Raw genomic sequence first — 25,684 nt, 5'->3', positions numbered from 1 at the left:
GCGCCCTCAGAGCACGAAGGCGTCGGTCCAGAGCGCCCCGGAGCGGCCCGACAGGGCGTCCAGCATGGCGACCGCCTGGCCGTCGGTGAGCTGGGCGACGAAGTCGACGATCGCCCGCCCGCGGGCCTTGCCGATCCGGTCCGGCGTACGCGGGTGCAGCTCCGCCTCGGCCAGCTCCACGAGGTCGTGCAGGCGGCGCGGCAGCCGGGACTCCTCCTCGGGGTCGAGCAGCCACTCCAGCAGCGCCTCCACCAGGGTGCCCAGCAGCCGGGCCTGCCCGCGCTGGTGCAGGGCCAGGTCCGGCCGGGCCAGCACGAACCGGTGGTGGACGAACTTGAGCACCTGCACCTCGTGCCACTGCGCGGGGGCGAGCAGCACGTGACCGGAGCGGACCGCCGGCTGCTCGACGACGGTGATCGCGTCGACGAAGCGGGTCGTCCACCGGGCGGAGAACCGGGCCACGTACTGCTCCGCCTCGATGGAGCCGTCGAAGGGCATGGCGAGCAGCCCCTCCACCAACTCCTCGCGGACGTGCTCGACGGCGGCGGCGAACGCCTCGTCGTCGGCGATCCAGGCGTCCTTGCGGTGCAGTTGCCGGCGCAGCCGCTCGATCGCCGAGCCGGGTCGGCGGGCGGCGGTGGCCAGGGCCGCGTCGGTGATGGCCCGGAAGTGCCCACTCTCGCGCTGCCAGGCCATCAGCTCGGCGGCCACCGCGCCCTGCTGGAGCACCCCGACCCGGTAGAAGTCCTCCACGTCGTGGATCGCGTACGCGACGTCGTCGGCGGTGTCCATGATCGACGCCTCGGGGGTCTGCTGCCAGTCCGGGATGCGACCCACGAACGGCTCCCGGGCCTGCCGCAGGTCGCCGAGCTCGGTCCGGTACGCCCCGAACTTCGACGAGCCGCTGTCCGGGTCGTCCGGCGGCGGGGTGGCGCCACGCGGCGGCGGGTCCAGCAGCCGGGGGTGCGGGTCGGGGTGGTCCAGCCGCGTCCACGGGTACTTCAGCAGTGCCGCCCGCACCGCCGCCGTGAGGTCCAGGCCGGTGGTCGCCGCGCCGCGGATCTCGGTGCTGGTGACGATCCGGTACGACTGGGCGTTGCCCTCGAACCCGTCGGTCAGGCCGAGCCGCTGCCGGGCCAGCCGGTCCAGCACCCGCTCGCCGAGGTGCCCGAACGGCGGGTGGCCGAGGTCGTGCGCGAGCGCGGCGGCCTCCACCACGTCCGGGTCGCAGCCGCCCAGCTTCTCCAGCAGGTCGCGGTGCGCCTCGTCGGCGGTGAGCCGCTCGGCGATGGCGCGCGCCACCTGCGCCACCTTGAGGCTGTGGGTCAGCCGGTTGTGCACGAGCAGGCCGGAGCCGCCGGGGCTCACCACCTGGGTCACGCCGTTGAGCCGGGCGAAGAACGGGGAGGCGACGATGCGGTCGCGGTCGGCCCGGAACGGGCTGGTGGCGAGGTCGCCGAGCGCCCGGGCGCTGCCGCCGAAGAGCCGCCGGGCGCGCGGGTCCACGGGATTTTCCATGATCGCCACGCTAGCGCAGCGGGCGGCGTCGCGGGCGAGGCGGTGTAAGGAAGGGGTGGGGCGGCTCGCCGGGCCGGGGGCGGCGACGGGCGTCGGTGCGGGCCGGCACAATGCAGGGCGGAACCCACACCGAAGGCGGATCGAGATCGTGACCCTCTCTGTTCATCAGCGGATCGCCGACGAGCTCGGCGTCGCCGAGCGTCAGGTACGGGCGGCCGTGGAGCTGCTCGACGGCGGCGCCACCGTGCCGTTCATCGCCCGCTACCGCAAGGAGGCCACCGGCCTGCTCGACGACACGCAGCTGCGCACCCTGGAGGAGCGGCTGCGCTACCTGCGCGAGCTGGACGAGCGGCGCGCGGCGGTGCTGGAGTCGATCCGCGGCCAGGGCAAGCTCGACGAGGCCCTGGAAGCGCAGATCATGGCGGCCGACTCGAAGTCCCGCCTGGAGGACATCTACCTGCCGTACAAGCCCAAGCGCCGCACGCGGGCGCAGATCGCCCGCGAGGCCGGGCTGGAGCCGCTCGCCGAGTCGCTGCTGACCGACCCGGGTCAGGACCCGCGCCAGGCCGCCGCCGGCTACGTGGACGCGGAGAAGGGCGTGGCCGATGCCGCCGCCGCCCTGGAGGGTGCCCGCGCGATCCTCATCGAGCGCTTCGCCGAGGACGCCGACCTGATCGGCACGCTGCGCGAGCAGATGTGGTCGCGGGGCCGGCTGGCTTCCCGGGTACGCGACGGACAGGAGTCGGCCGGCGCGAAGTTCGCCGACTACTTCGACTTCGCCGAGCCGTACCCGAAGCTGCCCTCGCACCGGATCCTGGCCATGTTCCGGGGCGAGAAGGAGGGCGTGCTCGACCTGACCATGGAGCCCGAGGAGGCCGGCGAGGCCGACGCGGTGGTCACCGGGCCGAGCCGCTACGAGGCGGCGATCGCCGGGCGGTTCGGCATCACCGACAAGGGTCGGCCGGCGGACCGGTGGCTGGCCGACACGGTGCGCTGGGCCTGGCGTACGCGGATCCTCATCCACCTCGGGGCGGACCTGCGGATGCGCCTGTGGCAGGCGGCCGAGGAGGAGGCGGTGCGGGTCTTCGCCACCAACCTGCGGGACCTGCTGCTCGCCGCGCCGGCCGGCACCCGGCCCACCATGGGGCTGGACCCGGGCCTGCGTACCGGCGTGAAGGTCGCCGTGGTGGACGCGACCGGCAAGGTGGTCGCCACCGACACGATCTACCCGCACGAGCCGCGCCGGCAGTGGGACGCCTCGATCGAGACCCTCGCCCGGCTGGCCGGCGCGCACGGCGTCGAGCTGGTCGCCATCGGCAACGGCACGGCCAGCCGGGAGACCGACAAGCTCGCCGGCGAGCTGATCAAGCGGTACCCGCAGCTCAACCTCACCAAGGTGGTGGTCTCCGAGGCCGGCGCGTCGGTCTACTCCGCCTCCGCGTACGCCTCCCAGGAGCTGCCCGGGCTGGACGTCTCGCTGCGCGGCGCGGTCTCCATCGCGCGCCGCCTGCAGGACCCGCTCGCCGAGCTGGTGAAGATCGACCCGCGCTCGATCGGGGTCGGCCAGTACCAGCACGACCTGTCGGAGGTGAAGCTCTCCCGGTCGCTGGACGCGGTGGTCGAGGACTGCGTCAACGCCGTCGGCGTCGACGTCAACACCGCCTCCGCGCCGCTGCTGACCCGGGTCTCGGGCATCGGCGCCGGGCTGGCGGAGAACATCGTGCTGCACCGCGACGCGAACGGTCCGTTCCGCACCCGGTCGGAGCTGAAGAAGGTCGCCCGGCTCGGGCCGAAGGCCTTCGAGCAGTGTGCCGGCTTCCTGCGCATCCCCGGCGGCGACGACCCGCTGGACTCCTCCAGCGTGCACCCCGAGGCGTACCCGGTGGTCCGCCGGATCCTGTCCACGACGGGGCAGGACCTGCGGTCGCTGATCGGCAGGAGCGCCATCCTGCGAGGGCTGCGGGCCACCGACTTCGTCGACGACACCTTCGGCCTGCCCACCGTCACCGACATCCTCGCCGAGCTGGAGAAGCCGGGCCGCGACCCGCGGCCGGAGTTCCGCACCGCCACCTTCGTCGAGGGGGTGGAGAAGATCAGCGACCTGGTGCCCGGCATGGTGCTGGAGGGCGTGGTGACCAACGTGGCCGCGTTCGGCGCGTTCGTGGACGTCGGCGTGCACCAGGATGGTCTGGTGCACGTCTCGGCGATGTCCCGGACGTTCGTGAAGGACCCGCGCGAGGTGGTCAAGTCCGGCGACGTCGTACGGGTCAAGGTGCTCGACGTCGACGTGCCCCGCAAGCGGATCTCGCTCACCCTCCGGCTGGAGGACGACGCGGAGGCGGGCGCCGGGCGCGGCGGCCCGGACGGCGGGCGCCGCGAACGTGGTGGTCAGGGCGGACCGCGAGGCGACCGGGGCGCCTCGCGGGGCGGGCAGGGTGGCCAGCCCGCCCAGGGCGGTGGGCGCGGTGACCGGGGCACGCAAGGCGCCCAGGGCGGCGGGCGCGGCGGTCAGTCCGGGCAGGGCGGCGGGCGCGGCGGTCAGTCCGGGCAGGGCGGCGGGCGCGGCGGTCAGTCCGGGCAGGGCGGCGGGCGCGGCGGGACGCAACGGCAGGGCCGTGGCGGAGCGGGACCCGCGCCGGCCAACGACGCCATGGCGGACGCGCTGCGTCGCGCCGGACTGGCCTGACACGGCCTGGGCTGCCCGAGCCTGACACGGCCCGGGCCGCCCGAGCCTGACACGGCCCGGGTCGGACCGGCCTGACACGGCCCATGCCCGGAGCGACGCGGCACGCAGGGCCCTGGGACCCGGCCAGGTCCAGGCCACCCGGCCGGGTTCCAGGGCGGCGCGGGACGCACGTACGACGCTGTCGAGCTGATGTCGTGGACGATTCGACGACGGTTCAGGCAACCGCCTGATGTCGCAAGCGACTCAGCTCGACAGCGTCGTGCGGACCTTTCGCCCGGACTGCTCACGACCATCAGGACCCGGCGGTGCGCGCCTGTCGACCGGCCGGACCGCCGACAGGGCGCGGTGGTGCTTTCCGGTGGCGGGCGGCGGGGCGTACCGTCTCGGTCGTGGATCGGGGCGACGGCCTGGAGTGGCGGGAACGGCAGCGGGAGGCGGTGCGGGCGCACGCGGCGGCCGACGAGCGCCGGCGGGCGGCCGAGCACGCCGAGGCGGCGGAGCTGGTCGGTTGGTTCGTCGCCGAGGCGACCCGGCGCGGCCTGCCCACCGAACGGCTCACGGCCCGGGGCCTCGACGGGCGCGGCAGCTACCGGACGGGGCTGCGCGGCTGGTACGTCGACCGGGCCCGCACCAGGGCCGTCGACGTCGACGGGCGGTTCCACCTGCTGACCGTGGCCGGTGGCCCGCGCGCCCTGCTGTTCGGGGCCGATCCCCAGCCGAGTCCGCCGCCGCTCGTGGTCGGCGCGGGTGGTCGCGACGGCGAGTCGATCCCCCTGCGCACGCTGCTGGCCCGCCGGCTCGAAGGCGGCGACGCGACGCCCTCAGCGTAGGCAGGCGGATGCGCCGAACACCGGCGTCGGCCCACCTGCCGCCCCACCAGGGCCGCGGCGCGGGCAGGTCGAGGGGCACGTCTTCGGCGTCGGGCCGCGTCCTGACGGGCCGTTGCGCGGTTGACCTGTCGGGAACGGCGCGAGTGTCGCGATTTCGCACTGCTGGCACGTTCACCCCTGTTAGAACGTGTTTGTCAACTGGTGCCCGACTCTGCCCTGGAGGTCGAAGCCTTGCCTGGTTCCGTGCACACGCCGGGAAGAAGCCTCGCGGAGCGGCCCCGACCGGAGGCCCTGAAGCGGGCGATCGACGTGCTGGCGGCCGTGGTGCTGCTCGTACTGACCGCGCCGCTGGTCCTCGTCGTGGCGGTGCTGGTGGCGGCGGGACTCGGTCGGCCGGTGCTGTTCCGGCAGCCCCGCGTGGGGCGGCACGGCCGGGTGTTCGAGCTGGTCAAGTTCCGCACCATGCTCCCGCCGGATCCGCTGCGGGGACGGGTGCGCGACGGGGACCGGCTGACGCCGCTGGGGCGCTTCCTGCGCTCCACCAGCCTGGACGAGCTGCCGACGTTGTGGAACGTGCTGCGCGGCGACATGAGCCTGGTCGGCCCCCGGCCCCTGCTCACCGAGTACCTGCCGCGCTACTCCCCCACCCAGGCCCGCCGGCACGAGGTCAGGCCGGGCGTCACCGGGCTGGCCCAGGTGCGTGGTCGCAACAGCCTGGGCTGGGAGGAGAAGCTGGACCTGGACGTCTGGTACGTCGACCACCGCAGCCTGCGGCTGGATCTGTCGATCCTCGCCGCGACCGTCCGCACCGTGCTGCGCCGCGAGGGGATCTCCGCGGCGGGCTCGGCCACCGCTCCCGAGTTCCTCGGCACACCCCCGCCCGCCCCCGCAGCGCCGGGACCGGACGCCACCCTCACCGTCCCCGCCGGAGGTGGCCGATGAGCGGGACCATCCACCTGTCCCCGCCCGACGTCGGGCCGCTGGAGGAGTCGTACGTCGTCGCCGCCCTGCGGTCCGGCTGGGTCGCGCCCGTCGGTCCGGACCTCGACGCGTTCGAGCGCGAGGTCGCCACGCGGGTGGGCACGCGCGGGGCCGTCGCGGTGAGTTCCGGCACGGCGGCGCTGCACCTGGCGCTGCTCGGGGTGGGAGTCGGGCCCGGAGACGCCGTCATCGTGCCGACGCTGACGTTCGTGGCGAGCGCGAACGCGGTCCGCTACGCCGGCGCCCGGCCGGTCTTCGTCGACTGCGACCCGCACTCCGGGAACCTCGACGTGGCCCTCGTGGACGAGCTGATCCGGGCGCTCGTCCTGCGGGGACAGCGCGTCGGCGCGGTCGTCCCCGTCGACCTCTTCGGCAGCTGCGCCGACCACACCGCGCTGGCCCCGGTCTGCGCGGCGGCGGGCGTACCGGTGGTCGAGGACGCCGCGGAGGCCCTCGGCGCGACCCATCACGGCCGGCCCGCCGGCTCCTTCGGGCAGGCGGGCATCCTCTCCTTCAACGGCAACAAGATCATGACCACCTCGGGCGGCGGGATGCTCGTCTCCGACGACACGGCCCTGCTGGCCCGGGCCCGGTTCCTGTCGACCCAGGCCCGCGAGCCGACGCCGCACTACGAGCACCGCGAGACGGGCTACAACTACCGGCTGAGCAACCTGCTCGCCGCGTTGGGCCGCGCCCAGCTCGTCCGGCTGGACGGGATGATCGCCCGGCGCCGGCACCTGCGCGACCAGTACGCCAAGCTCTTCGCCCCGATCCCGGGTGTGCGGCTGCTCGGCGTGGAGGACCCCGGCTCCAACTGCTGGCTGACCACCATCGCGGTCGACCCGCAGCGGGCCGGCTGGCGGGCCGCCGACCTGGCCGCCCACCTGGCGGGGCGGGACATCGAGACCCGCCCGGTCTGGAAGCCGATGCACCTGCAACCGGCGTACGCCGACGCCGAGTGCCTCCTCACCGGGGTGGCCGAGCGGCTGTTCGCCGACGGGCTGGCCCTGCCCAGCGGCAGCGCGATGAACGAGCGGCAGGTCGGCCTCGTCCTCGCCGCCGTCGACGAGTTCCTGGCGGCCCGCACGGGCGGGTCGACGGCGTGACGGTCCCGCTGGTGGTCGTCGGTTGCGGCGGGCACGGCCGGGAGGTCCTCACGATCGCGCGCGCGATGGACGTCGCCGCCGGCCGGCCGCGCTGGCGCCTCCTCGGGTTCGTCGACGACCGGCCCTCCGAGGAGAACCTGAAGCGGGTGCAGCGGCTCGACGTGCCCTATCTCGGGGGCGTCGCCTGGCTGCGCGACGCGCCCCCGGACGCGCACCACGTCATCGGCATCGGCGACCCGCGTGTCCGGCGGGCGGTCGCCGCCCGGGTCGAGGCGTACGGCACGCCGGCGGCGAGCCTCGTGCATCCGGCGGCGACGATCGGGCCGGACACGGTGCACGGCCCGGGCCTCGTCGCCTTCGCCGGTGCCCGGGTCACCACCAACGTCACGCTCGGCCGGCACGTGCACCTCAACCAGAACGCCACGGTCGGGCACGACTGCACCCTCGCCGACTTCGTCTCGGTCAATCCGCTGGCCGCCGTCTCGGGCGACTGCCACCTGGCGGAGGGGGTGCTCGTCGGCACGACGGCGGCCGTGTTGCAGGGCCTGCGGGTGGGCCGGGACAGCACCGTCGGGGCGGGCGCCTGCGTCGTCCGGGACGTGCCGGACGGTGTCGTGGTCAAGGGCGTGCCCGCCCGTTGACCCGACGAGCCCTCCGCCCCACGGACGAAAATTCGGTCATCGAATCCGAAAGCCGCCAAAAATCGTGTTCGGGCATGTATCAACCTAAAGAGCCCTAAAGCTCCTTTCGCCCTGTGGCGGAAGCCCTCGGAGACGGACAGGGAGCACAGATGCCGCCCGCAACAGAGGCCACCCGACTCGGTGAACAGAGTTCACACCGGGCCAGGGCGCGTCGCCGCACCATCGGATTCCTCGCCACCGACAGCACCGCCTGGGTCGGTGGGTTCACCGCAGCGGTCTGGTTCCGTTACGAACTCGACCTGGCCTCCGGCCAGCTCGCGCGCGCCGCCACCTGCGGCGCGCTCGCCGCCGTCGTGCACGTCGCCGTCGCGGCGGTCCGCCGGATCTACTCCGGACGTCACCCGCTCGGCAGCCTCCAGGAGGTGCAGGGGGTCGCGGGCACGACGGCCACCACGGCCGCGATCATGCTGATCGGTCTGCTGCCGGCCGGCGTACGACCGGTGCCGGCGAGCACGCCGCTGGTCGGTGGCGCCCTGGCGCTGCTGTTCATGCTGACCGCCCGGTTCACCTACCGGCACCGCCGCGACCTCGCCATGCGGCCCGACGCCCGGTCCTCAAACCCCGTGCTGCTGTTCGGGCTCGGCGACGCCGGGCAGGGGCTGCTGCGGGCCATGCTCGGCGATCCGCGTGGACGCTACCGGCCCGTGGGCGCCCTCGACGACGACCCCGACAAGCGCGACCTGCGCATCGGCGGCGTACGTGTGCTCGGCGGCCGTCAGGACGTGGCCGCGGCCGTACGGCGCACCGGCGCGACGACGGTGATCTTCTCCGTCGCCAACGCCGACGCCGCGCTGATCCGGCAGATCCGCGAGGCCACCCTCCAGGCCGGGGCGACGTTCAAGGTGCTGCCTCCGGTCCGGGACCTCGTCGACCACCGGATCACCGTCACCGACGTCCGCGACGTGCAGATCGACGACCTGCTCGGCCGCCGGCAGGTGGTCGCCGACATGGCGTTGAGCGGCAACGGGCTCAGCGGCCGACGGGTTCTCGTCACCGGCGCCGGCGGCTCCATCGGCTCGGAGCTGTGCCGGCAGCTGATGAAGGCGGACCCGGGCGAGCTGATGATGCTCGACCGCGACGAGTCGGCCCTGCACGGCCTCCAGATGTCGCTGACCGGCCAGGCCATGCTGGACGGTCCCGAGCTGATCCTCGCCGACCTGCGTGACGACGAGGGCATCCGGCGGATCATCCGCGAGCGCCGGCCGGACGTCATCTTCCACGCCGCCGCGCTCAAGCACCTCACACTGCTGGAGCGGCACCCCGGCGAGGCGGTGAAGACGAACGTCTGGGGCACCCTCTCGGTGCTCGACGCGTGCCGCGACGTGGCCCGCTTCGTCAACATCTCCACCGACAAGGCGGCCGACCCGATCAGCGTCCTCGGCTACTCGAAGCGGATCACCGAGCGGCTGACCGCGCACGCCGCCTCCCGGTTCCCCGGCACCTTCCTCAGCGTCCGCTTCGGCAACGTGCTGAGCAGTCGCGGCTCGGTGGTGACCGCGTTCCAGCGGCAGATCGAGCTGGGCCACCCGCTCACCGTCACCCACCCGGAGGTGACCCGCTACCTGATGACGGTGCAGGAGGCGGTGCACCTGGTGTTGCAGGCCGCCGAGATCGGCCGCGACGGGGAGGCGCTGGTGCTGGACATGGGCGAGCCCGTCCGCATCGCCGACCTGGCCCGGCAGATGGCCGAGCAGGCGGAGAGCGGCGTGCCAATCGTCTACACCGGGCTGCGCCCCGGCGAGAAGCTGCACGAGGACCTGTTCGGCACCGGCGAGACCGACACCCGGCCGCTGCACCCGCTGGTGTCGCACGTGGCGGTGCCCGCCCTGGACCCGATCGAGGTCAGCGGACTCGACCCGTACGACGATCCGGAGAAGGTGGTCGCGCAGCTCGCCCTGCTCTGCGACCACCCGGTCGGGCCGGTCCCCCGCGCCTCCGTGCAGGTGCCGCTGGCTCGCTGACCGCCAGATGGTGAGGGCCGGCGACCGGAGCTTCCGGTCGCCGGCCCTCGCGGTACGCGGTCAGCGGCGGATGCCCGCCCAGTCGTGGTGCCGGCGGACGGTGGAGAGGATGAAGTCGACCACCCGGCGGGAGGTGTCCGGGACCCGGTAGTCGACGGGGCACGGCACCCCCTGCGCGGCGACCTGGGCCACGGTGACCTCGACTGCCTCCACGACGCCCTGCGGGTCGAGCCCGGTCATGATGATCCCGCCGGCGTCCAGCGCCTCGGGGCGCTCGATCGACTCGCGCAACGTCACGGCGGGGAAGCCGAGGATCGCGGCCTCCTCGCTGATCGTGCCGCTGTCGGAGAGCGTGCAGAAGGCCCTGGTCTGCAGGTGCACGTAGTCGAAGAGGCCGAACGGCTCGTGGAACGCGATCCCGTCGAGAGCGGCGGCGTCGGGCGCCAGCGCCTCCAGCCGCTTGCGGGTACGCGGGTGCGTGGAGACCAGCACCGGGTGCCCCCACCGGTCGCGGACGGCCCGGAGGCAGTCGAGCAAGCGCTGGAGGCGGTCCGGCTGGTCCACGTTCTCCTCGCGGTGCGCGCTGACCACGAAGTACCGGCCGGGTGCGAGGTCGAGCTGGCGCAGGACGCCCGACGCGGCGACGTCGGCGCGGTAGTGCTCCAGCACCTCCCGCATGGGCGAGCCGGTGTGCAGGATGCGGCGCGGGTGCAGCCCCTCGGCCAGCAGGTTGCGCCGCGCGTGCTCGGTGTAGACGAGGTTGAAGTCGGCGACGTGGTCGACGAGCCGCCGGTTGGTCTCCTCCGGCACGTTGAGGTCGAAGCAGCGGTTGCCGGCCTCCATGTGGTAGACCGGCACCCGCATCCGCCGGGCCATCAGCGCGGCGATGCAGCTGTTGGTGTCGCCGAGCACGAGCAGCGCGTCCGGTCGCGTCTCGGCGATCGCCGCCTCCATGCCGACCAGCACGCCGCCCAGCACCCGGCCGAGCGACGAGGTGTCCACCCGCAGGAAGCGGTCCGGCTCGCGCAGCCGCAGCTCCTTGAAGAAGACGTCGGAGAGGGTGCTGTCCCAGTTCTGCCCGGTGTGCACCAGCAGGTGGTCCACGGTGTCGTCGAGCCGGGCGATCACCCGGGACAGTCGGATGATCTCCGGTCGGGTGCCGACCACCGTCATGATCCGGGTCATGCCCGTCCTCTCTCTGCTGCCAGCTTGGTCATGATGTCCTCGAACTGGTCCACGCCCACCCGCAGCGACATGCGCTCCTGGTAGACCCGTCGGGCCCGCCGACCCAGTTCCGCCCGGGCGTCCGCGGACTCGGCCGCCGCGACGGAGAAGCGCGCGGCGAGCGCACGCCAGTCCCCCGGCGGGGAGACGAGGCCGACCCCGGCCGAGCGGACCAGGGCCGCGGCGTCGCCGCCCACCGACGCGATCACGGGACTGCCGCAGGCCAGCGCGGCCTGCAACTTCGACGGGATGCTGCCGCGCAGTGCGGGCAGGTCGCGCAGGCAGATCAGCTGCCAGTCGGCGGCGGCGTACAGCGCGGCCATCCGTTCGGCGGGCCGCCGGCCGACGAACCGCACGTTGTCGGCGCCGAGATCCGCGGCGAGCCGGCGCGCGGCCTCCTCGCCGGCACCGGAGCCCACCAGCACCAGGTCGATCCGGTCGCGCACGACGGCCGCCGCCCGGATCGCGGTCTCGATCCCCTGCAACAGGCCGATGTTGCCGGCGAACATCACCGTGCAGCGCCCGCGGTGGCCGAGCGCCGCGCGGGCCTCGTCGGTGGCCGGCACCGGCCGGAACAGCGCGTCGTCGGTCCAGTTCCACACCACCCGCACCCGGTCCGGGTCCGCGCCCCGGGCCACGACCAGGTCGGCCATCGCCGGCGAGATCACCACCACGGCGCCGGCCAGGCGGTACGTCGCGCGCATCAGGGCGGCGACGCCGCGCTCCAGGACCCGGCCCGCCCGGCCGGCGGGCGCCATGCCCGAGCCGAGCACCGACTCCGGCCACAGGTCCTGGACGTGCAGCACGATCGGCGTACGCCGGGCCAGGCGGACCAGCGCCGCTGCGGCCGCGGAGGTGGGTGGCGGGTGGTAGACGTAGGTGACGTCGACGCCGGCCAACCAGCGGACGCCGCCAAACGCGCTGCTGGCCCCGAAGGACAGGTGGCTCAGCGCGCGCCGGGCGGCGGACGTGTCGTGGCTGGGATAGGCGGGCACCCGCCGCACGGCGACCGGCCCGTCGGCCTCGGTGTGTCGCCAGCGCTGCCGCCAGCCGGGGAAGATCCGGCCGTGCGGGTAGCTCGGGAAGGTGGTGAGCACCCGCACGTCGTGGCCGCGCTCGGCCAGTTGCCGCGCCAGGTTGCCGGGGATGAACACCCCTTCGGGCGGGTACCACTGGCTGACCAGGCCGATCCTCACGTGGCAGCCACGGCGTGCTCCGGCCGGCCCGGCTCCACCGGCTCGGGCCAGGTGTCCGGCCGGTCCGGGTCGAACAGCTCGTTCGTCCAGAACATGGTGACCAGGTCGTCGCCGCCGGTGTTGACCAGCTTGTGCGCCCACATGGTGGGCATGTCGACGAGCGCCGGCTCGTCGCCGGAGACCGCGAACCGCACCACCCCGGTGTCGCCGACCCGGCGCAGGCTGATCTCCGCCGAGCCGCGCAGCACGACGAAGCGCTCCACCTTGGCCAGGTGGAAGTGCTCGCCCCGGGTGATGCCGGGGCGGGTGGTGGAGCAGAAGGTCTGGCCGCCTCCCCCGTGCGTCCGGACCGTCTCGACCAGCTCGCCCCGGGCGTCCGCCCGGCGCGGCAGCGCCAGCGGGTAGTGCGCCGGGAAGCAGTGCGAGCGGTAGGTGTTGAACAGCCGCACGTCGTGCCGGTCCACCAGGGCCGGCAGCTCGCCCGTGCGGTAGGTGGCGGCGACGTCGGCGAGCCGGTCGGCGAGGGCCCGTACGCCGGTCCGCAGCGCCGGCATGGCGGGGTCCCAGGAGCCGCCGGCCGGGACGCCGACGAGCCGGGCCGCCGCGTCGGTGACGTGCACCAGGCTCAGCTCGCGGTCGCCGTGCACCTCCGGCTGCCCGCCCTCGGCGAGCAGCCGGCAGAACGTCGCGACCGCCGAGTTGTAGTACGGCCGGCCGTGCTCGCCGTACAGGTTGGGCAGCAGGACGTCGTCGAACGGCAGGCCCGTGTCGGCCAGGATGCCGGCGGCGGCGGCTTTGGCGTCGCCGTAGGGGGTGCCGTTGCCGGCCTGCACCGAGTTGGCGAAGACCACCGCGCCGGGTGGCGTCGGGCAGTGCTTGAGGCCCTGCGCGAGCTGGGCGGCGAGCTGCACGTTGCCGGCGGCCACGTCGGCCGGCTCGCCCCGGTTGACCCCGGCCAGGTGCAGCACCCGGTCGACGCCGTCGAGCTTCGCCGCGACCCGATCCGGGTCGGTCAGGTCGGCCCGGGTGACGACAACCGGCTCCGGCCGGCCGAGGACGCGCAACAGCACCCGCACGTGCCAGCCGAGGAAGCCGCCGGCGCCGGTGACCGCCAGCCTCAGCACGCCAGCACCGGGTCCCGCAGGGCCAGCTCCGCGCGTACCTCCGGCAGCGTCTTCAGCAGCTCGACGATCTCCGGTACGCCCAGCCGCGGCGCGTTGGCGGAGTTGAAGTCCTCCCGCGGCCCCCGGCCCAGCTCGCCCTCGGAGACGTAGAGCGCGTAGTTGAGGTCGCGGGCGTCCAACGGCACCCGAAGGAAGTCGCCGAAGTCGTCCGCCTGGGCGAGTTCCTCCCGGCTGGCCAGCGTCTCGTCCTGCTTCTCGCCGTGCCGTACGCCGATCACGTCGAGCTTCGCGGGCACGTCGAAGAGTTCGCAGACCGCCTCGGCCAGGTCGCCGACGGTGCAGGCGACGGCCTTGCGGATGAAGATGTCGCCGGGCCGGGCGTGCTGGAAGGCGTGCTCGACCAGCTCCACCGAGTCGTCCAGCGACATCAGGAAGCGGGTCATCCCCGGGTCCGTGACGGTGGGCGCCCGGCCCGCCTTGATCTGCTCGATGAACAGCGGGATCACCGAGCCGCGCGAGTACATGACGTTGCCGTACCGGACGCAGGAGACCGTGGTCGCGCTGTTCGGGTTGTTCCGGGCGTGCGCCTGGGCGACCTTCTCCATCATGGCCTTGCTCATCCCCATCGCGTTGACGGGGTGGACGGCCTTGTCGGTGCTCAGCACGACCACGGAGCCGACGCCGTTGCGCTCCGCCGCCTCGACGACGTTGGCGCTGCCCAGGACGTTGGTCCGCACCGCCTCCAGCGGGAAGAACTCGCACGAGGGCACCTGCTTGAGCGCCGCCGCGTGGAAGACGTGGTCGATCCCCCGGCTGGCCCGCAGCACCGAGTCGTAGTCGCGCACGTCCCCGACGTGGTAGCGGACCCGGTCGTCGCCGAGCTGCCGGCGCATGTCGTCCTGCTTCGCCTCGTCGCGGCTGAGCACCCGGACCTCGCCGACGCCGCGGTCGAGGAGGCGGCGGACCATCGTCCTGCCGAAGGAACCCGTGCCGCCGGTGATGAGGACCCGGCGGCCGTTGGTCGAATACGTCACTGGTTGCTCCCCGTCTCGGTTCTGGGATCGCGACGGCCGCGCCGCAGGTCACGAGGCGGCGGTCACACCTCCCGCAACGAGCCGGGCCAGGTCTGGAAACGGCAAAACGGACGAACGGACAGTGTCCGCTTCACTGCCCGGCACTCGCACCACCGCAGGTCGCCACTGCGCCGCATCGGCAGCTCCATTCGACGAAAAGGGCAAATTGCCCTATTGCGGGCTGCTATAACACCAGTCAGCAGGCCGGTGGCAGCACCACGCCGAGTGTCTCGACAGGCAGCGGCTGTGGTGAACGGACAGCACCGGGGTCAGTGGAACCACCACGTCGGGAGGCACCCGACGGACCAGTACCGATACGGGGGCACCAGCCGTGACCATGACGACAGCGGTCCGGGAGGGGCAGCTCCGGCCGATGACGGAAGCGACGGCGCCGTCCTCGGGAACTCAGGCCGCCCCCGGGCGCCAGAAGCCGATCCACCTCTGGCTGCCACTGCTGATCGCCGCTGCCTGGATGCTCGGAACGTTCGGACTGTTTTGGACCGGTGCCCTGGCGGAGCAGGTGCCGAATCCGGCTCGGCTGTGCCTCTTCGTGTTCGCCGCGACCGCCGCCTTCGCCACTGGCTACGTCGTGCGCGTCCGGCGCCGGGCGGGGAGCACGGCCGGGACTGTGAATCCGCTGGCAGACGAGCGACGGGCCCGGCAACTGGTCGTGGCGAGCGCCGTCTACCACCTTGCCCTCGGCGCGGCCCTCCTCCTCGAGTACGGCGCCAACGGGCCGGGCGACATCGTCGCCAGCCTCCAGGATCCGGCGCAGGCCTACGCCAACAAGTTCGCGGTATACCAGGACCAGCAGGACAGCGGTCGGGTCAATCCGGCGGTCCAGGTGCTGACCCTGCTCGGGGTCCTAGGTGCCGCGCTGGTCCCGCTGCTCGTCATCCACTGGCGGCGGCTGTCGGGTGACATCCGGCTGCTCGGGCTCACCGGTACGGGCGTCTACGCGCTCTTCTTCCTCTACATCGGCACTCTGAAGGGCCTCGGGGACTTCGTCGTCATGATCGCCGCCGGCCTGCTCGTGTCCGCCGCTCGCGACGGTGACCGAGCGCGATCGAGGATCCGACGGGCAGCACGACGGCGGTCACTGACGATCATCGTCGTCGTCACGGCCCTGTTCTGCGCGTACATGGTCAGCAGCCAGGCGGACCGGGTGAGCCAGTTCGGCACCCAGGACCGGGTCCGCCCGAACCCCACGGTCGAACGGGTGGTCGGGTCGCATCTCGCCACCGGTGTAGCCGCGCTGGTCATCTACCCAACACACGGCTACCTGGGATTGGCCTACAACCTGGAGACGCCGTTCGTCTGGTCGCGCGGGCTCGGTAGCACCCCGGCGGTCGCCTCGTACGCGGAGCAGTACCTCGGCGCCGACACCGCCCGCCATCCCTCGTACCCGGTCCGGACGGAGAGCCGAACCGGATGGCCGGCGGGCATGTACTGGTCGACCATCTATCCCTGGCTGGCCTCGGACCTGACCTATCCGGGAACCGTGCTGTTCATGGCGCTTCTGGGCTGGCTCTTCGCCGCCATGTGGCTCGGCGCCACCCGGTCCCGTCGGATCCTGCCGACGCTGCTCTTCGTCCAACTCTGCCTGCTCGTTGCCTACATCCCGGCCAACAACCAGTTGGGTCTGTCCCGTCCCACGGTGATCGGCCTGGCCACCCTGCTGGTCGTCATGGTCTGGCTCACGGTTCGACGACACGTACGCCTGGCGCGGTGAGCACCACCTCGAATCCTCTGCATCGTTGACCCTCCCGAGACGGACAGGGCCGGCGGCGACCCGTCGTTCGACGCGTGGGTGTGCCTGCGGCCCCGCACACCCCGACCCGAACCGGGCCGGCCCGGCCGGCCGCCGCCTGCGGGAGGAGATTCGCCGTGAGTCGACGGTACGACGCGCACGGGTCCGTGCTGGGCCGCTCGGGGACGAGGACGGCCGGCGTCGCGGCGACGACCCGGGCCTCTCTCCACCTGACCCGCGCAGCCGGGCCCGCACACGCCGCGCCGGAGGAGACGCGGTGGAGGTTGGCCTGGCTCGGCGTACCGCCGCTCGCCGTCGCCGCCGCCCTCGCGCCCGTCGACCCCGGTGTGGTGTTCGGATTCGGGCTGTGGTTGGCCGGGTTCGCGCTGATCGGCAATGGTCGGCTTCCCCGGCTCGGCCCCCTGGACCACCTGGCGCTGCTGCTCTGCGGATGGGCCACCGCGTCGTTGATGTGGACCCGCGACGTGGCCGCCAGTCAGGTCGCCGTGCATGCCTGGTGGACCGTCGCGCTGCTCATGATCGCCGCCCGACACGTGCTAACCACTCGGCGGCGGCTGCTGGTGGTGGCCGGCGCCCTGCTCGCTGGCACGGTCTGGACAGCGGTCCGGCTCATCCTCGCCGGCAACATCGACGAACCCGCACTACGTGTCGGTCTGGATGGCGTGGGGATCAACTACACCGCCTACGCGCTGACCACCGGCACCCTCGTGTGCGTGATGCTCCTGGTCGCCCGGGTCGGAAACCGACTCGTCCGAGTCGGGCTCTGGACGCTCTTCCCGCTGTTCGTCCACGCGACCGTGCTGACCGGAACCAGGGCGACCCTCATCGCCCTCGCGGCCGTTGCCGGCTACCTGCTCGTCACCCTGCTGTATCGGCACGCCTGGGCCTGGTCGGTGGCGTTGTCGGCTCTCCTGCTTGTGGTCGTGCCCTTCGGACATCTCAGCCGGCATCGTCCGGATTGGCTGGACAGCGTCTTCAACAGACCGCTGGACGACCTCTCCGGGCGGCTGCTCGTCTGGCCGATCGCAGAGGCGTCCTTCTGGGAATCACCGCTGGTGGGCATCGGTGTGGGGGCGTTCCCGAGCACCAATCCGTACCTGGGGATCGGCGCGCACTCGCTGCTGCTCACTCTCGGCAACGACGTTGGCCTGGTGGGAATCGTCGTCTTCATCGCGATGATCAGTCAGGTGATCCGGAGTGCCAGACCGACGTCCGCACGCAGCAACGGCCTCCTGGTCGGAGTCCTGGTCGTCGGGTGGACGCCAATCTGGCTGAGCGGACACTGGGAGATCTCACCGTTCGCGTGGATGGTGCTCGCGCTCTGGTCCCGACTGCCCGTGGCGCTGGCCCTGCCGCGCGGCGGTCGACGTCGACGCCGGCGCTCCGACCCGCCCCTGCCGAGGCGACCGGTGCCCCGCCGGGCGATCAGCGTGCGTGCCGGGTATCCCTGACGGTCTGAGCCCGGTACGGGACCGCGCCGCCAGGAAGTCGCGCATCCGTCGCCCCTGCGCCGCCGGACCACGAGTCTCCTGGACGAAGTCGGCGCCACCGAGCCCGATCCGGGCGCGCTCCTCGATGGGCAGCCGCAGCGCCCGGTCGACGGCTTCCCGCAGCCCTTCGGCCGTGTCGACGTCGGCGAAGACCAGCCACGGCGCGTAGTCCTCCGGAATGCTCGGAAGCCGGGTCGTCACGACCGGGACGCCGGTGGAGAGGTACTCGATGAGCTTCGACGGGAAGGACCAGCGCACGAAGTCCTGTCCGACCGGCCGGGGGTTCACCAGCACGGCGGCCCGGGCCAGCCGCGGCAGCAGCGCGTGCCGCGGCAGCAGTTCAGGCGGTGCGATACGGGAATCGAGAACCGCCTGGTCGCGGAGCCACTCGTCGAGTTCGCCCCGGCCGTACACCCGCAGCCGTAGATCACTACCCGGCAGCCCTCGGAACGCCTCGATCAGGCGGTCGACGCCGTACGCCCGGGTGAGTCCGCCGGCGTACACGATCTCGCGGGTCCCGGGTGCGGCCGGTGCCCGGTCGGTGGCGCCGGACCCGGCGCCAACCGGGTTGAATATGCCCTCCATGACGAGCCGGGGCAGGTCCGGGGCGAAGTCCTCGGCGAGCGCGTCGGTCAGCGTGACCACTCCGGAGCAGCGGGCCAGCGCGGCGCGGACCAGGGCCCGATCCAGTCGACGCAACGACCGGACCAGCCGGCCGTCCGTGGGCAGGACGACGCTCGGCGGGTCGGTCAGCACCGGGACCACCCGTACGCCGAGGCGAGGTCCACGCAGTGCGCCGAACCAGAGGAAGGGCGAGTGCACCCCGTGCACCAACAGCACGTCCGCCTCCTGCTGCCGCAGCACCCGGGTGCCGCTCCGCCACACGTTCACGAACCGGGTGAGGTGTTTCAGTCCGAGTGCGTTGACGAAGCCGAGCAACTGCCCGTCCACCCCGTCCTGCCGGAACGTCCCAGAGCGGAACAGGAACTGACGGTTGCCGGGCCAGTTGGACACGGGAGCCGTCGAGAGCAGATGCACGGGGCAACCCGCCGCACGCAGGCTGCGGGCCAGGCCCCAGGCAAAGGTGTGCGTCTGGACGGGCATGATCGTGTCCCGGCCCATGATCTGATCGAAGAGGTCGTCCGGCACGGTGAAGCCGAGCAGGACGACCCGGACCTGGCCGCCGTCGGGGGCGCTCACCGGCGCAGCATCCGACCGTAGACGCCGTCGAGCGCCCGGAGCATCCCGTCGAGGCTGTAACCTTCGCTGACGACCTTCCGACCCAGTTGCCCCAGGTGGTGCCGCTCCGCCGGGTCGGCGAGCAGCCCCGCCAACGCCGCCGCCAGAGGCTCCGGATCCCCCGCCGGCACGAGGCGGCCACCGCCGGAACGCAGCACCTCCACGTTGCCGCCCACCGCTGACGCGATCACCGGCAGTCCGTACGCCATCGCCTCCAGCAGCGCGTTGGACAGGTTCTCGTGCAGTGTGGGGAAGACGAAGATGTCTGCTGCGGAGAGCAGCTCCGGCACGTCCAGCCGGTTACCCAGCATCCTCACCTCGGTCCCGGCCGCACCGGCCAGTGCCGCCACGATTCCGGCCCGGTCCGGGCCGTCACCGGCGACCAGCAGGACCCGCCGGCCGCCGGCGACCGGCAGCCGGTGCAGCGCGTCGGCGAGGACCCTGTACCCCTTCTCCCAGGTCAGCCGGGCCACCGCGATCATGGCCACGTCGTCGGGATGGAGACTCAGTTCGGCGCGGACCCGGTCGCGGGCCGCCGTAGGGTCGGGCGGCACCGGGACCCCGTTGGGGATGACACCGACGAACTTCCCGGCGTACGGACGCAGGAAGTCCCGTCCGGCGGCGTACTCGCAGACGGTGGCATAGTGGCTGGCCATGCGCAGGGTCGCTGGCTCGGCGCCGTGCGTCAGCAGGCGACGCCGCCAGCCTCGGCCGCCCTGTCGCAGGTCACGGACCGTGCCGTGCACCGTGACGAGGATCCTGGTGCAGCCGGCCAGCCGGGCGGCGAGGACGCCGTGGAAGCCCTCGTTCTGCAACCCCCGCACGTGCACCACGTCCGGTCGCGCCCGGCGGAGCAGGCGCACCCACTCGCGCAACAGGGTGGCGTCGACGCTCCCGTTGCCCGCGCTCTGGTGCATGCGCACGAACTCGTAACGCTCGGCCAGCGGCGAGGCGAGCACCCGCTGCACGGCGGTCAGCGGGCCGTTGGCGCCGGGACGGCCGGCCGAGTGCTGCACGACGACCGGTCGGGACCGGCCGCGCGGCGGGGACGGCCGGTCCCTACCGACCGGCGGGGCGGATGGCTCCACGGACACTCCACTTCGACCTCGGCGGCACCGACCGGCTGCGCGGTCGTTGGTGACAGTGAGAGTGCGTAGAGTAACACCAATAATCGCCCTGATAGGTGTTTATGTGGGCAAGGCGGAAGGATGGCATGGAAGAGCAGGAGTCGCCCACCATTTCGGCGCAGATCCGGGGAGATCGGAGTGAGGTCCTGCCGAGACTGATGGTCCTCGGGGCTTACCGGTTCCCACACGGAGACGCCATGTCGAACCGGTTGCTCCACCTGGCGCGTTCCGCCACCCCCGAGGGCACCGTCACACTGGTCGTCAACGACTGGCCTGCCGGCGACAGCCCGCCCGGTCCAGGCCCGGACCTGCCATCCGACGTACGACTCATCACGCTGCCCGGCGGCGGTGGTGGCCGGTTCGGTCGCTGGCTGCATCAGCGCACCCGTCCCCTGCGAGTACTCGCGGCGTTGCGGCGGGCAGGGATACGAACCGACCAGTTGACCGGGGTCTACCTGCCACTCGGGTTGTGGACCCTCACCACCTGGGCTGTCCTGCGGGTGGTGCTGCGCTGTCCACTGACCGTCGACGTGGTGGAACGGCACGACCCGGAGCAGTTTCCGCACGGACGCCTGACCCCATACTTCATCCGGCACCGATGGTCCACCTTTCTTGCCGGCCGCACGGCGGACCGCGTCATCGCCATCTCCGAAACCCTGGAACGGCACTTTCTCCGACGCGGTCGGCGGACCATGGTGGTGCCGCCCCAGGTCGACTGCGCCGACTATGACGACCCCGCACCTGCCTCGTTGTGCGACGGCCTGCGACTGCTCTACGCCGGCTCCGCCGGCCCTAAGGATCTACTGGCTGTCGTACTCGAAGGAATTCGCCTGCTACCGCCCGGTGAGCGCGCCAGGGTGCGGCTGGTAATCGCCGGTATGAGCCGGGACCAGGCCGCCAACGTCTCCGACCTGGACGAATCCGCCCTGGCCGAGTTCGGTGACCAGGTCACCTTCCTGGGCCGGCTGTCACGCCGGCAGGTGCTCGAAGAACTGGCCCGCGCGCACTTCTCGGTGCTGGTACGCCCGACCGTCGGCTACGCCCAGGCCGGGTTCCCCTCGAAGGTGCCGGAGAGCCTGGCGGCCGGCTGTCCCGTCCTGCTCAACCACACCAGCGACCTGGCCCGACACATCGTCGACGGCCGTGAGGGAATCGTCCTGGCCGGCCCCTCCGCCGAGCACGTCAGAGCCGGGCTGGCCCGGGCGCTCACCCTCGACGACCCACAGTGGTGGCGGATGAGCCGGTACGCCCGGGACCGGGCCCGTTCCTTCGACTACCGGTCCTGGAGGCCGGCGGTGAGTGGATTCGTGGCCGGCGACGATCGCGGAGCCGGTGGCGCGAACTCCGCCAGTGCGGCCAGTTCGCCAGCGTCGAGACGCTGATCCGGCGGATACAGCTCCCGCTCGTGCCTGATGATCGTCTCGACCGGCCAGCGGAGCCGGATGACCCGTGCCGGGTTGCCGGCGACGATCGCGTACGGCGGAACCGAACGGGTGACCACGGCTCCCGCGCCGATCACCGCGCCACGGCCTACGGTGACGCCCTGCAGGATGATCGCCCGGGTCCCCACCCAGACGTCGTCGCAAATCGTGACGCCCCGGTCGTGGTCCTCGTCCCCCGGCTGCTTACACACCGCGATCATCGGCACGCCCACCCGGTCGATGCGGTGGTTGCCGCCTCGGATGGTGACCTCCGGCCCGAACATGACGTTGCTGCCGATCCGGATGCGGCTGCGGGCGGCCATCAGCACGGGCCGGTAGCCCAGGTCCACGTCGGAGCCGAGCTCGATGGTCTCGTAGGTGTAGACACCGTCCGGGTCGAACGTCACCCGATCCCCGCGCACGGCGAACCGAGGCACTGTCGCCCAGCCGCGTACCGCCCGGCGGATGCGGGAGCCTGCCGTCCACGCGCCATCAAGTAGGCGGGCAAGACGATAGGTCAGAGGCATTGGACGGCACGAGTTGACACGCATCAAAACCGCCCGTACCCACGCCAGTCGCCTGCTGCCATCACGGCATCACAGCGTCGCATTCACGACTCCCGAATTCCTGTCACCACGCTCCGCGACGACGGACAGTGTCCTGCGGTAGCCGAACAGGGCCGCCGGTAGCACGGTGAGCGCGTATGAAACTGTCCCGGCGAACGCGATACCCGCCAGACCAAGCCGACTGGCCAAAGTGATCTTCAGAACAAGGGAGACGACGAGGAAGGCAGCCCAGCCAATGAACTGTGGGCGCAGCAGACCGATGCTGTTCTGGACCATGAACATCGGGGACGCCGAAGCCACCAGTACCGACCAGATGGCGAGTGCTACGAAGACTGCGACCGGCGTCGTGGGCAGTTCCGGCGACCGCACCCATGACTGGAGGATGTCGTTACCCAGCAGCACGAATCCCCCGGCCGGCAGGGCCACGGCCACGACCGAGAGGAACGTCATCAGCCGGGTGCTACGGCGCACCCAGGTCACGTCTCCCCTGGCCAGCGCTTCGCCGTTGGCTGGCCAGAGCGGCGTATTCACCAGTGTCACGAACAGTGCGAGAAGGCTGAACATTCGCAGCACCACGGAGTAGCTCCCCGCGACGTCCAGGCCCAACAGCCGGCCAACGAGGAACGGATCCACGTTGAGCGCGGTGGAGGTCAGCACGGAGAGCGCGAAGAACCTGACCCCTAGGCGCAGCAGCCCACGTGTCACCGCCGGCCTTACGTCCCGTGGGCGGGGTCGGAGGGGGCGGTTCTGCCATCCGAAGTAGCAGATCGAGTTGCCCAGGTTCACCAGCGGGACGGCGAGAACGGCGGCGGCGACCACCAGCACCGGACCGGCGTCGGCGGCCACCGCCGCGAAGACCAGGCCGACCGAGACGAGGCTGCCACCGGCCTGCCAGAGGTTGCTCTGCGCCACCTGCTGGTGCGCGTACTGGACCCGTTGGATCAGGCCCAGCGGGATGTTGACCAGGAACGCCCCGAAGCAGAACAGCACCACCGCGCGGGTGTCCCGGGCGACAGCCGGGTCGGTGACGTTCAGCAGCGTGGGCCACGGGACCACCCGCGCGGTGGCCACCAGCACCGTGAGCAGGCCGACGGCCAGCGCGCCGAGCATCGCGTACGCGCTGGCGATCTCGCGGGCCGCCGCCTGTCGGTCGCCGATGGCGTGCAGGCGGGCGAGCCGGGTGAGCAGCCCGTTGCCCAGCCCGAAATCGGCGAAGAGCGCCATGCCGGTCAGCGAGGTGACCGCCATCCACAGGCCGTACCGCTCCGCGCCCAAGTGGGTGAAGGCGACCGGCGTGATCAGCAGCGGCGCCACGAGGCCCACCGCCTTGCCTCCGAGGGCGGAGACGATTCCCGTTATCAGGGCCTGGTTGCGGGTGCGGCCGGCCTGCTGCGACGAGTCATCGACGTGGCGCGGTCCGGCCGCTCCGGCGCCGGCTCCCGGCACCGGCCGCACGGCGGCGTCGACCAGGGCCGCGGGGGCCCGGCCGGCAGCCGGTGGCCGGTCGGTCATCGGGCGAGCTGCTCCGCGTGCGCCTCGTACCACTCCACGGTCGCCCGCAGGGCCTGGGCGCGCGGCACCGGCGTCACGTCGGGGAAGAGCGCGCGCAGCACCCCGTCGTCCGCGTCGGAGTGGCGCACGTCGCCCGCCCGCGACGGACCGTGCTCCACCTCGAGGCGGCGGCCGAACACCTCCTCCAGCTCCGCGATCAGCTCCAGCAGCGAGAGCCGCACGCCGAAGGCGAGGTTCACCACGTCCGGGGCGCAGACGCGGCGCAGGACCGCGTCGATGATCACGTCCGTGACACTGCCCACGTAGGTGAAGTCGCGGGACTGGGTGCCGTCGCCGTGCACCTGGAGCGGCCGACCCTCCAGCGCCGCCGAGACGAACCTCGGCACCACGGCGGCGTACGCGTGGTTGGCCGCCTGGCGGGGCCCGTAGACGTTGAAGAAGCGGAACGGCAGCACGCCGATGCCGTAACAGGCGGCGTACGCGAGCGCGTAGGCCTCCGTGGCCAGCTTCGAGACCGCGTACGGGCTGACCGGCATCGGCCGCAGCGTCTCCTGGCGGGGCAGGACGGGGTTGGCGCCGTAGACGGAGGACGACGAGGCGACCACGACGTGGGGGACCCCGTGGCGCCGGACGGCCTCCAGCACGCTGAGGGTGCCGGTGGCGTTGGCATGATGGCTGCGCAGCGGGTCGTCGATGGAGCGGGGCACCGAGCCGAGGGCACCGAGGTGGACCACGCTGGCGGCCCCGCTGACCGCCTCGTCGAGCAGGTCGGGGTCGAGGATCGTCCCCGTGAACAGCCGGACCGGCAGGTCGAGCAGGTTCTCCAGCGACCCGGTGGAGAGGTCGTCGACGGCCACCACCTCGGTGACCTGCGGTGCGTCGGCGAGGGCGCGTACCAGGTTGGAGCCGATGAAACCGGCGCCACCGGTAACGACGATCTTCAAAGATCCTCCTCGTGGGTTCCCGCCCGGCGCGCCACCTGCACGCGGGCCCGGGACGTCGAGCCCCTGCGGACCCGCTCCCGTCTGCACCAACGAGCCGTGCACCGGCGCGTCACGCGGAAAGCCCCGGACGTGACGAAGTGGCACGCCGCGCGGTCACCCGCCCGCCTCGCGGTACGCCCGTCCCGGGACCCCGGGATGTGATGAGCTGTAGGCATGGACCGGAGCTGCCTCGGGCTGGTGCTGCATCCCACCCGGGACGTCTCCGAGGTGGTCGACACCATCGTGACCTGGGCCGCCCGGCACCACATCTCCCTGGCCGTACGCGCCGAGGACCGGCACCGCGTACCGGCCACGGTCGAGCCGCTGCCGGTGGGCGAGGTGGCCCTCCGGTCGGACGCGCTGATCGCCATCGGCGGCGACGGGACGATGCTCGGCGCGCTCCGGTCGGCCGTGCACGATCCCAAGCCGGTGCTCGGCGTACACGTCGGCAAGCTCGGCTTCCTCGTCGAGGTCGAGCCGCCGGAGCTACCGAGGGCCCTGGACCGGCTGGTGGCACACGACTTCACGGTGGAGAACCACAGCTGCCTGGCCTGCGACGTCTGCGGTGACGACCTCGTCGCGTTCAACGACATCGCGCTGATCCGCCAGCCCGGTGCCGGCTTCGTCAGCGCCTCCCTCGCCGTCGACGGGCAGCAGTACGGGTACTACCGCTGCGACGCGCTGGTGGTCAGCACCCCGACCGGCTCGACCGCCTACAGCTACGCCGCCGGCGGCCCGCTCGTCTCGCCGGCCACCGAGGCGGTGGTGGTGACCCCGTCCGCCCCGATGGCCGGCATCTCCCGCGCGCTGGTGCTCTCCCCCCACGAGACGGTCCGCCTGCAACTGCGCGAGGGCTCCGGTCCGGTCGCGGTGGAGGTGGACGGCCTGGTCATCCGGGATGCCGCGACGGAGGGCGTCGTGCAGATCCGCTACCGGCACGACGCCGGCCTGGTGGTCCGCCTGGACCCGCGCCGCTACCAGGAACGCAACCAGCTCAAGCTGAGCCTGCTGGACCTGCCGCTGCTTCCCGAACAGCTCCGCGAGCTGCTGCCGGAGGGCCTGCGGGAGAGGTTCAACCGCCGCGAGCTACCCCCGCCCCGCTGACCCGCCCACCTGCGCCCAGGCCAGCCCGGCAGCGGGACTCGGCCTGCGTCGACCCGCCCTCGCCAACCTGG

18 protein-coding genes and 2 pseudogenes are annotated in these 25,684 nt (G+C 72.7%); 10 read left to right on the top strand and 10 right to left on the bottom strand.

Features of this window, described 5'->3' with window-relative positions; genetic code table 11:
* Nucleotides 1–6: 6 nt before the first annotated feature.
* Nucleotides 7–1,518, bottom strand: coding sequence for a dGTP triphosphohydrolase (locus tag EV374_RS15360; RefSeq protein WP_132235848.1), 1,512 nt, complete (start codon nucleotides 1,516–1,518; stop codon nucleotides 7–9).
* 148 nt (nucleotides 1,519–1,666) lie between these two features.
* Here EV374_RS15360 and EV374_RS15355 point away from each other — a divergent pair, with 148 nt between their 5' ends.
* The 6 genes from EV374_RS15355 to EV374_RS15330 all read left to right on the top strand — a co-directional run bounded on the left by EV374_RS15355 (nucleotide 1,667) and on the right by EV374_RS15330 (nucleotide 9,783).
* The gene (locus tag EV374_RS15355) at nucleotides 1,667–4,204 is read left to right on the top strand and encodes a Tex family protein (protein WP_132235846.1); all 2,538 of its coding nucleotides are present in this window, start codon (nucleotides 1,667–1,669) and stop codon (nucleotides 4,202–4,204) included.
* 389 nt (nucleotides 4,205–4,593) lie between these two features.
* A complete protein-coding gene (locus EV374_RS15350; RefSeq protein WP_132235844.1) occupies nucleotides 4,594–5,034 on the top strand; it encodes a hypothetical protein in 441 nt (146 codons plus the stop codon).
* A 231-nt stretch (nucleotides 5,035–5,265) separates the two neighbouring features.
* Nucleotides 5,266–5,976, top strand: coding sequence for a sugar transferase (locus EV374_RS15345; protein WP_486485773.1), 711 nt, complete (start codon nucleotides 5,266–5,268; stop codon nucleotides 5,974–5,976).
* A complete protein-coding gene (locus EV374_RS15340) occupies nucleotides 5,973–7,121 on the top strand; it encodes an aminotransferase class I/II-fold pyridoxal phosphate-dependent enzyme (protein WP_132235842.1) in 1,149 nt (382 codons plus the stop codon). The genes EV374_RS15345 and EV374_RS15340 overlap by 4 nt, the downstream gene beginning before the upstream one ends.
* The gene (locus tag EV374_RS15335; protein ID WP_132235840.1) at nucleotides 7,118–7,762 is read left to right on the top strand and encodes an acetyltransferase; all 645 of its coding nucleotides are present in this window, start codon (nucleotides 7,118–7,120) and stop codon (nucleotides 7,760–7,762) included. Before EV374_RS15340 ends, EV374_RS15335 begins: the two co-directional genes overlap by 4 nt.
* Nucleotides 7,763–7,911: 149 nt before the next feature.
* Complete coding sequence (locus tag EV374_RS15330) at nucleotides 7,912–9,783, top strand: nucleoside-diphosphate sugar epimerase/dehydratase (protein ID WP_132235838.1); 1,872 nt, start codon at nucleotides 7,912–7,914, stop codon at nucleotides 9,781–9,783.
* Between the two features lie 60 nt (nucleotides 9,784–9,843).
* On the opposite strand, the gene wecB is transcribed toward EV374_RS15330, so the two are convergent.
* From wecB to EV374_RS15310, 4 genes are read right to left on the bottom strand one after another with little or no spacing between them, the layout of a single operon-like run.
* Entirely contained in the window at nucleotides 9,844–10,968 is a 1,125-nt protein-coding gene (wecB, locus tag EV374_RS15325) for a non-hydrolyzing UDP-N-acetylglucosamine 2-epimerase (protein ID WP_132235836.1), read from the bottom strand.
* On the bottom strand, nucleotides 10,965–12,203 hold the full coding sequence (locus EV374_RS15320) for a glycosyltransferase family 4 protein (RefSeq protein WP_132235834.1): 1,239 nt from the start codon (nucleotides 12,201–12,203) through the stop codon (nucleotides 10,965–10,967). Before EV374_RS15320 ends, wecB begins: the two co-directional genes overlap by 4 nt.
* On the bottom strand, nucleotides 12,200–13,327 hold the full coding sequence (locus tag EV374_RS15315; protein WP_132235832.1) for a polysaccharide biosynthesis C-terminal domain-containing protein: 1,128 nt from the start codon (nucleotides 13,325–13,327) through the stop codon (nucleotides 12,200–12,202). Before EV374_RS15315 ends, EV374_RS15320 begins: the two co-directional genes overlap by 4 nt.
* A complete protein-coding gene (locus tag EV374_RS15310; protein WP_132235830.1) occupies nucleotides 13,321–14,361 on the bottom strand; it encodes an SDR family NAD(P)-dependent oxidoreductase in 1,041 nt (346 codons plus the stop codon). The genes EV374_RS15315 and EV374_RS15310 overlap by 7 nt, the downstream gene beginning before the upstream one ends.
* Nucleotides 14,362–14,737: 376 nt before the next feature.
* On the opposite strand from EV374_RS15310, the gene EV374_RS15305 reads away from it, so the two are divergent.
* Entirely contained in the window at nucleotides 14,738–16,132 is a 1,395-nt protein-coding gene (locus tag EV374_RS15305; RefSeq protein ID WP_132235828.1) for a hypothetical protein, read from the top strand.
* A gap of 155 nt (nucleotides 16,133–16,287) precedes the next feature.
* Nucleotides 16,288–17,622: an O-antigen ligase family protein gene (locus EV374_RS33445; RefSeq protein WP_486485772.1), complete on the top strand. Its 1,335-nt coding sequence runs from the start codon at nucleotides 16,288–16,290 to the stop codon at nucleotides 17,620–17,622.
* A gap of 114 nt (nucleotides 17,623–17,736) precedes the next feature.
* Here EV374_RS33445 and EV374_RS15300 read toward each other — a convergent pair.
* Both EV374_RS15300 and EV374_RS15295 read right to left on the bottom strand, forming a co-directional pair.
* A pseudogene (locus EV374_RS15300) lies at nucleotides 17,737–18,765 on the bottom strand (glycosyltransferase family 4 protein); the annotation flags it as partial.
* A gap of 92 nt (nucleotides 18,766–18,857) precedes the next feature.
* Nucleotides 18,858–19,988 carry a glycosyltransferase gene (locus EV374_RS15295; protein WP_132235824.1) on the bottom strand — a complete coding sequence of 377 codons (1,131 nt, stop codon included), beginning with the start codon at nucleotides 19,986–19,988 and terminating at the stop codon, nucleotides 18,858–18,860.
* Between the two features lie 236 nt (nucleotides 19,989–20,224).
* Between EV374_RS15295 and EV374_RS15290 the strand changes: the two genes are divergently transcribed.
* Entirely contained in the window at nucleotides 20,225–21,409 is a 1,185-nt protein-coding gene (locus EV374_RS15290; RefSeq protein ID WP_165947801.1) for a glycosyltransferase, read from the top strand.
* Nucleotides 21,410–21,456: 47 nt separating this feature from the next.
* On the opposite strand, the pseudogene EV374_RS33440 reads toward EV374_RS15290, so the two are convergent.
* The 3 genes and pseudogenes from EV374_RS33440 to EV374_RS15275 form a co-directional block, all read right to left on the bottom strand.
* Nucleotides 21,457–21,615 (bottom strand): annotated as a pseudogene (locus EV374_RS33440) (DapH/DapD/GlmU-related protein); the annotation flags it as partial.
* A gap of 429 nt (nucleotides 21,616–22,044) precedes the next feature.
* A complete protein-coding gene (locus tag EV374_RS15280) occupies nucleotides 22,045–23,526 on the bottom strand; it encodes a lipopolysaccharide biosynthesis protein (protein ID WP_132235818.1) in 1,482 nt (493 codons plus the stop codon).
* Nucleotides 23,523–24,470 carry an NAD-dependent epimerase/dehydratase family protein gene (locus EV374_RS15275; protein WP_132235816.1) on the bottom strand — a complete coding sequence of 316 codons (948 nt, stop codon included), beginning with the start codon at nucleotides 24,468–24,470 and terminating at the stop codon, nucleotides 23,523–23,525. The genes EV374_RS15280 and EV374_RS15275 overlap by 4 nt, the downstream gene beginning before the upstream one ends.
* A 213-nt stretch (nucleotides 24,471–24,683) precedes the next feature.
* Here EV374_RS15275 and EV374_RS15270 point away from each other — a divergent pair, with 213 nt between their 5' ends.
* Nucleotides 24,684–25,613, top strand: coding sequence for an NAD(+)/NADH kinase (locus EV374_RS15270; RefSeq protein ID WP_132235814.1), 930 nt, complete (start codon nucleotides 24,684–24,686; stop codon nucleotides 25,611–25,613).
* Nucleotides 25,614–25,684: the final 71 nt, after the last annotated feature.

The organism is Micromonospora sp. CNZ303, from assembly GCF_004345505.1.
This window is presented reverse-complemented; position numbering and strand designations above follow the sequence as displayed.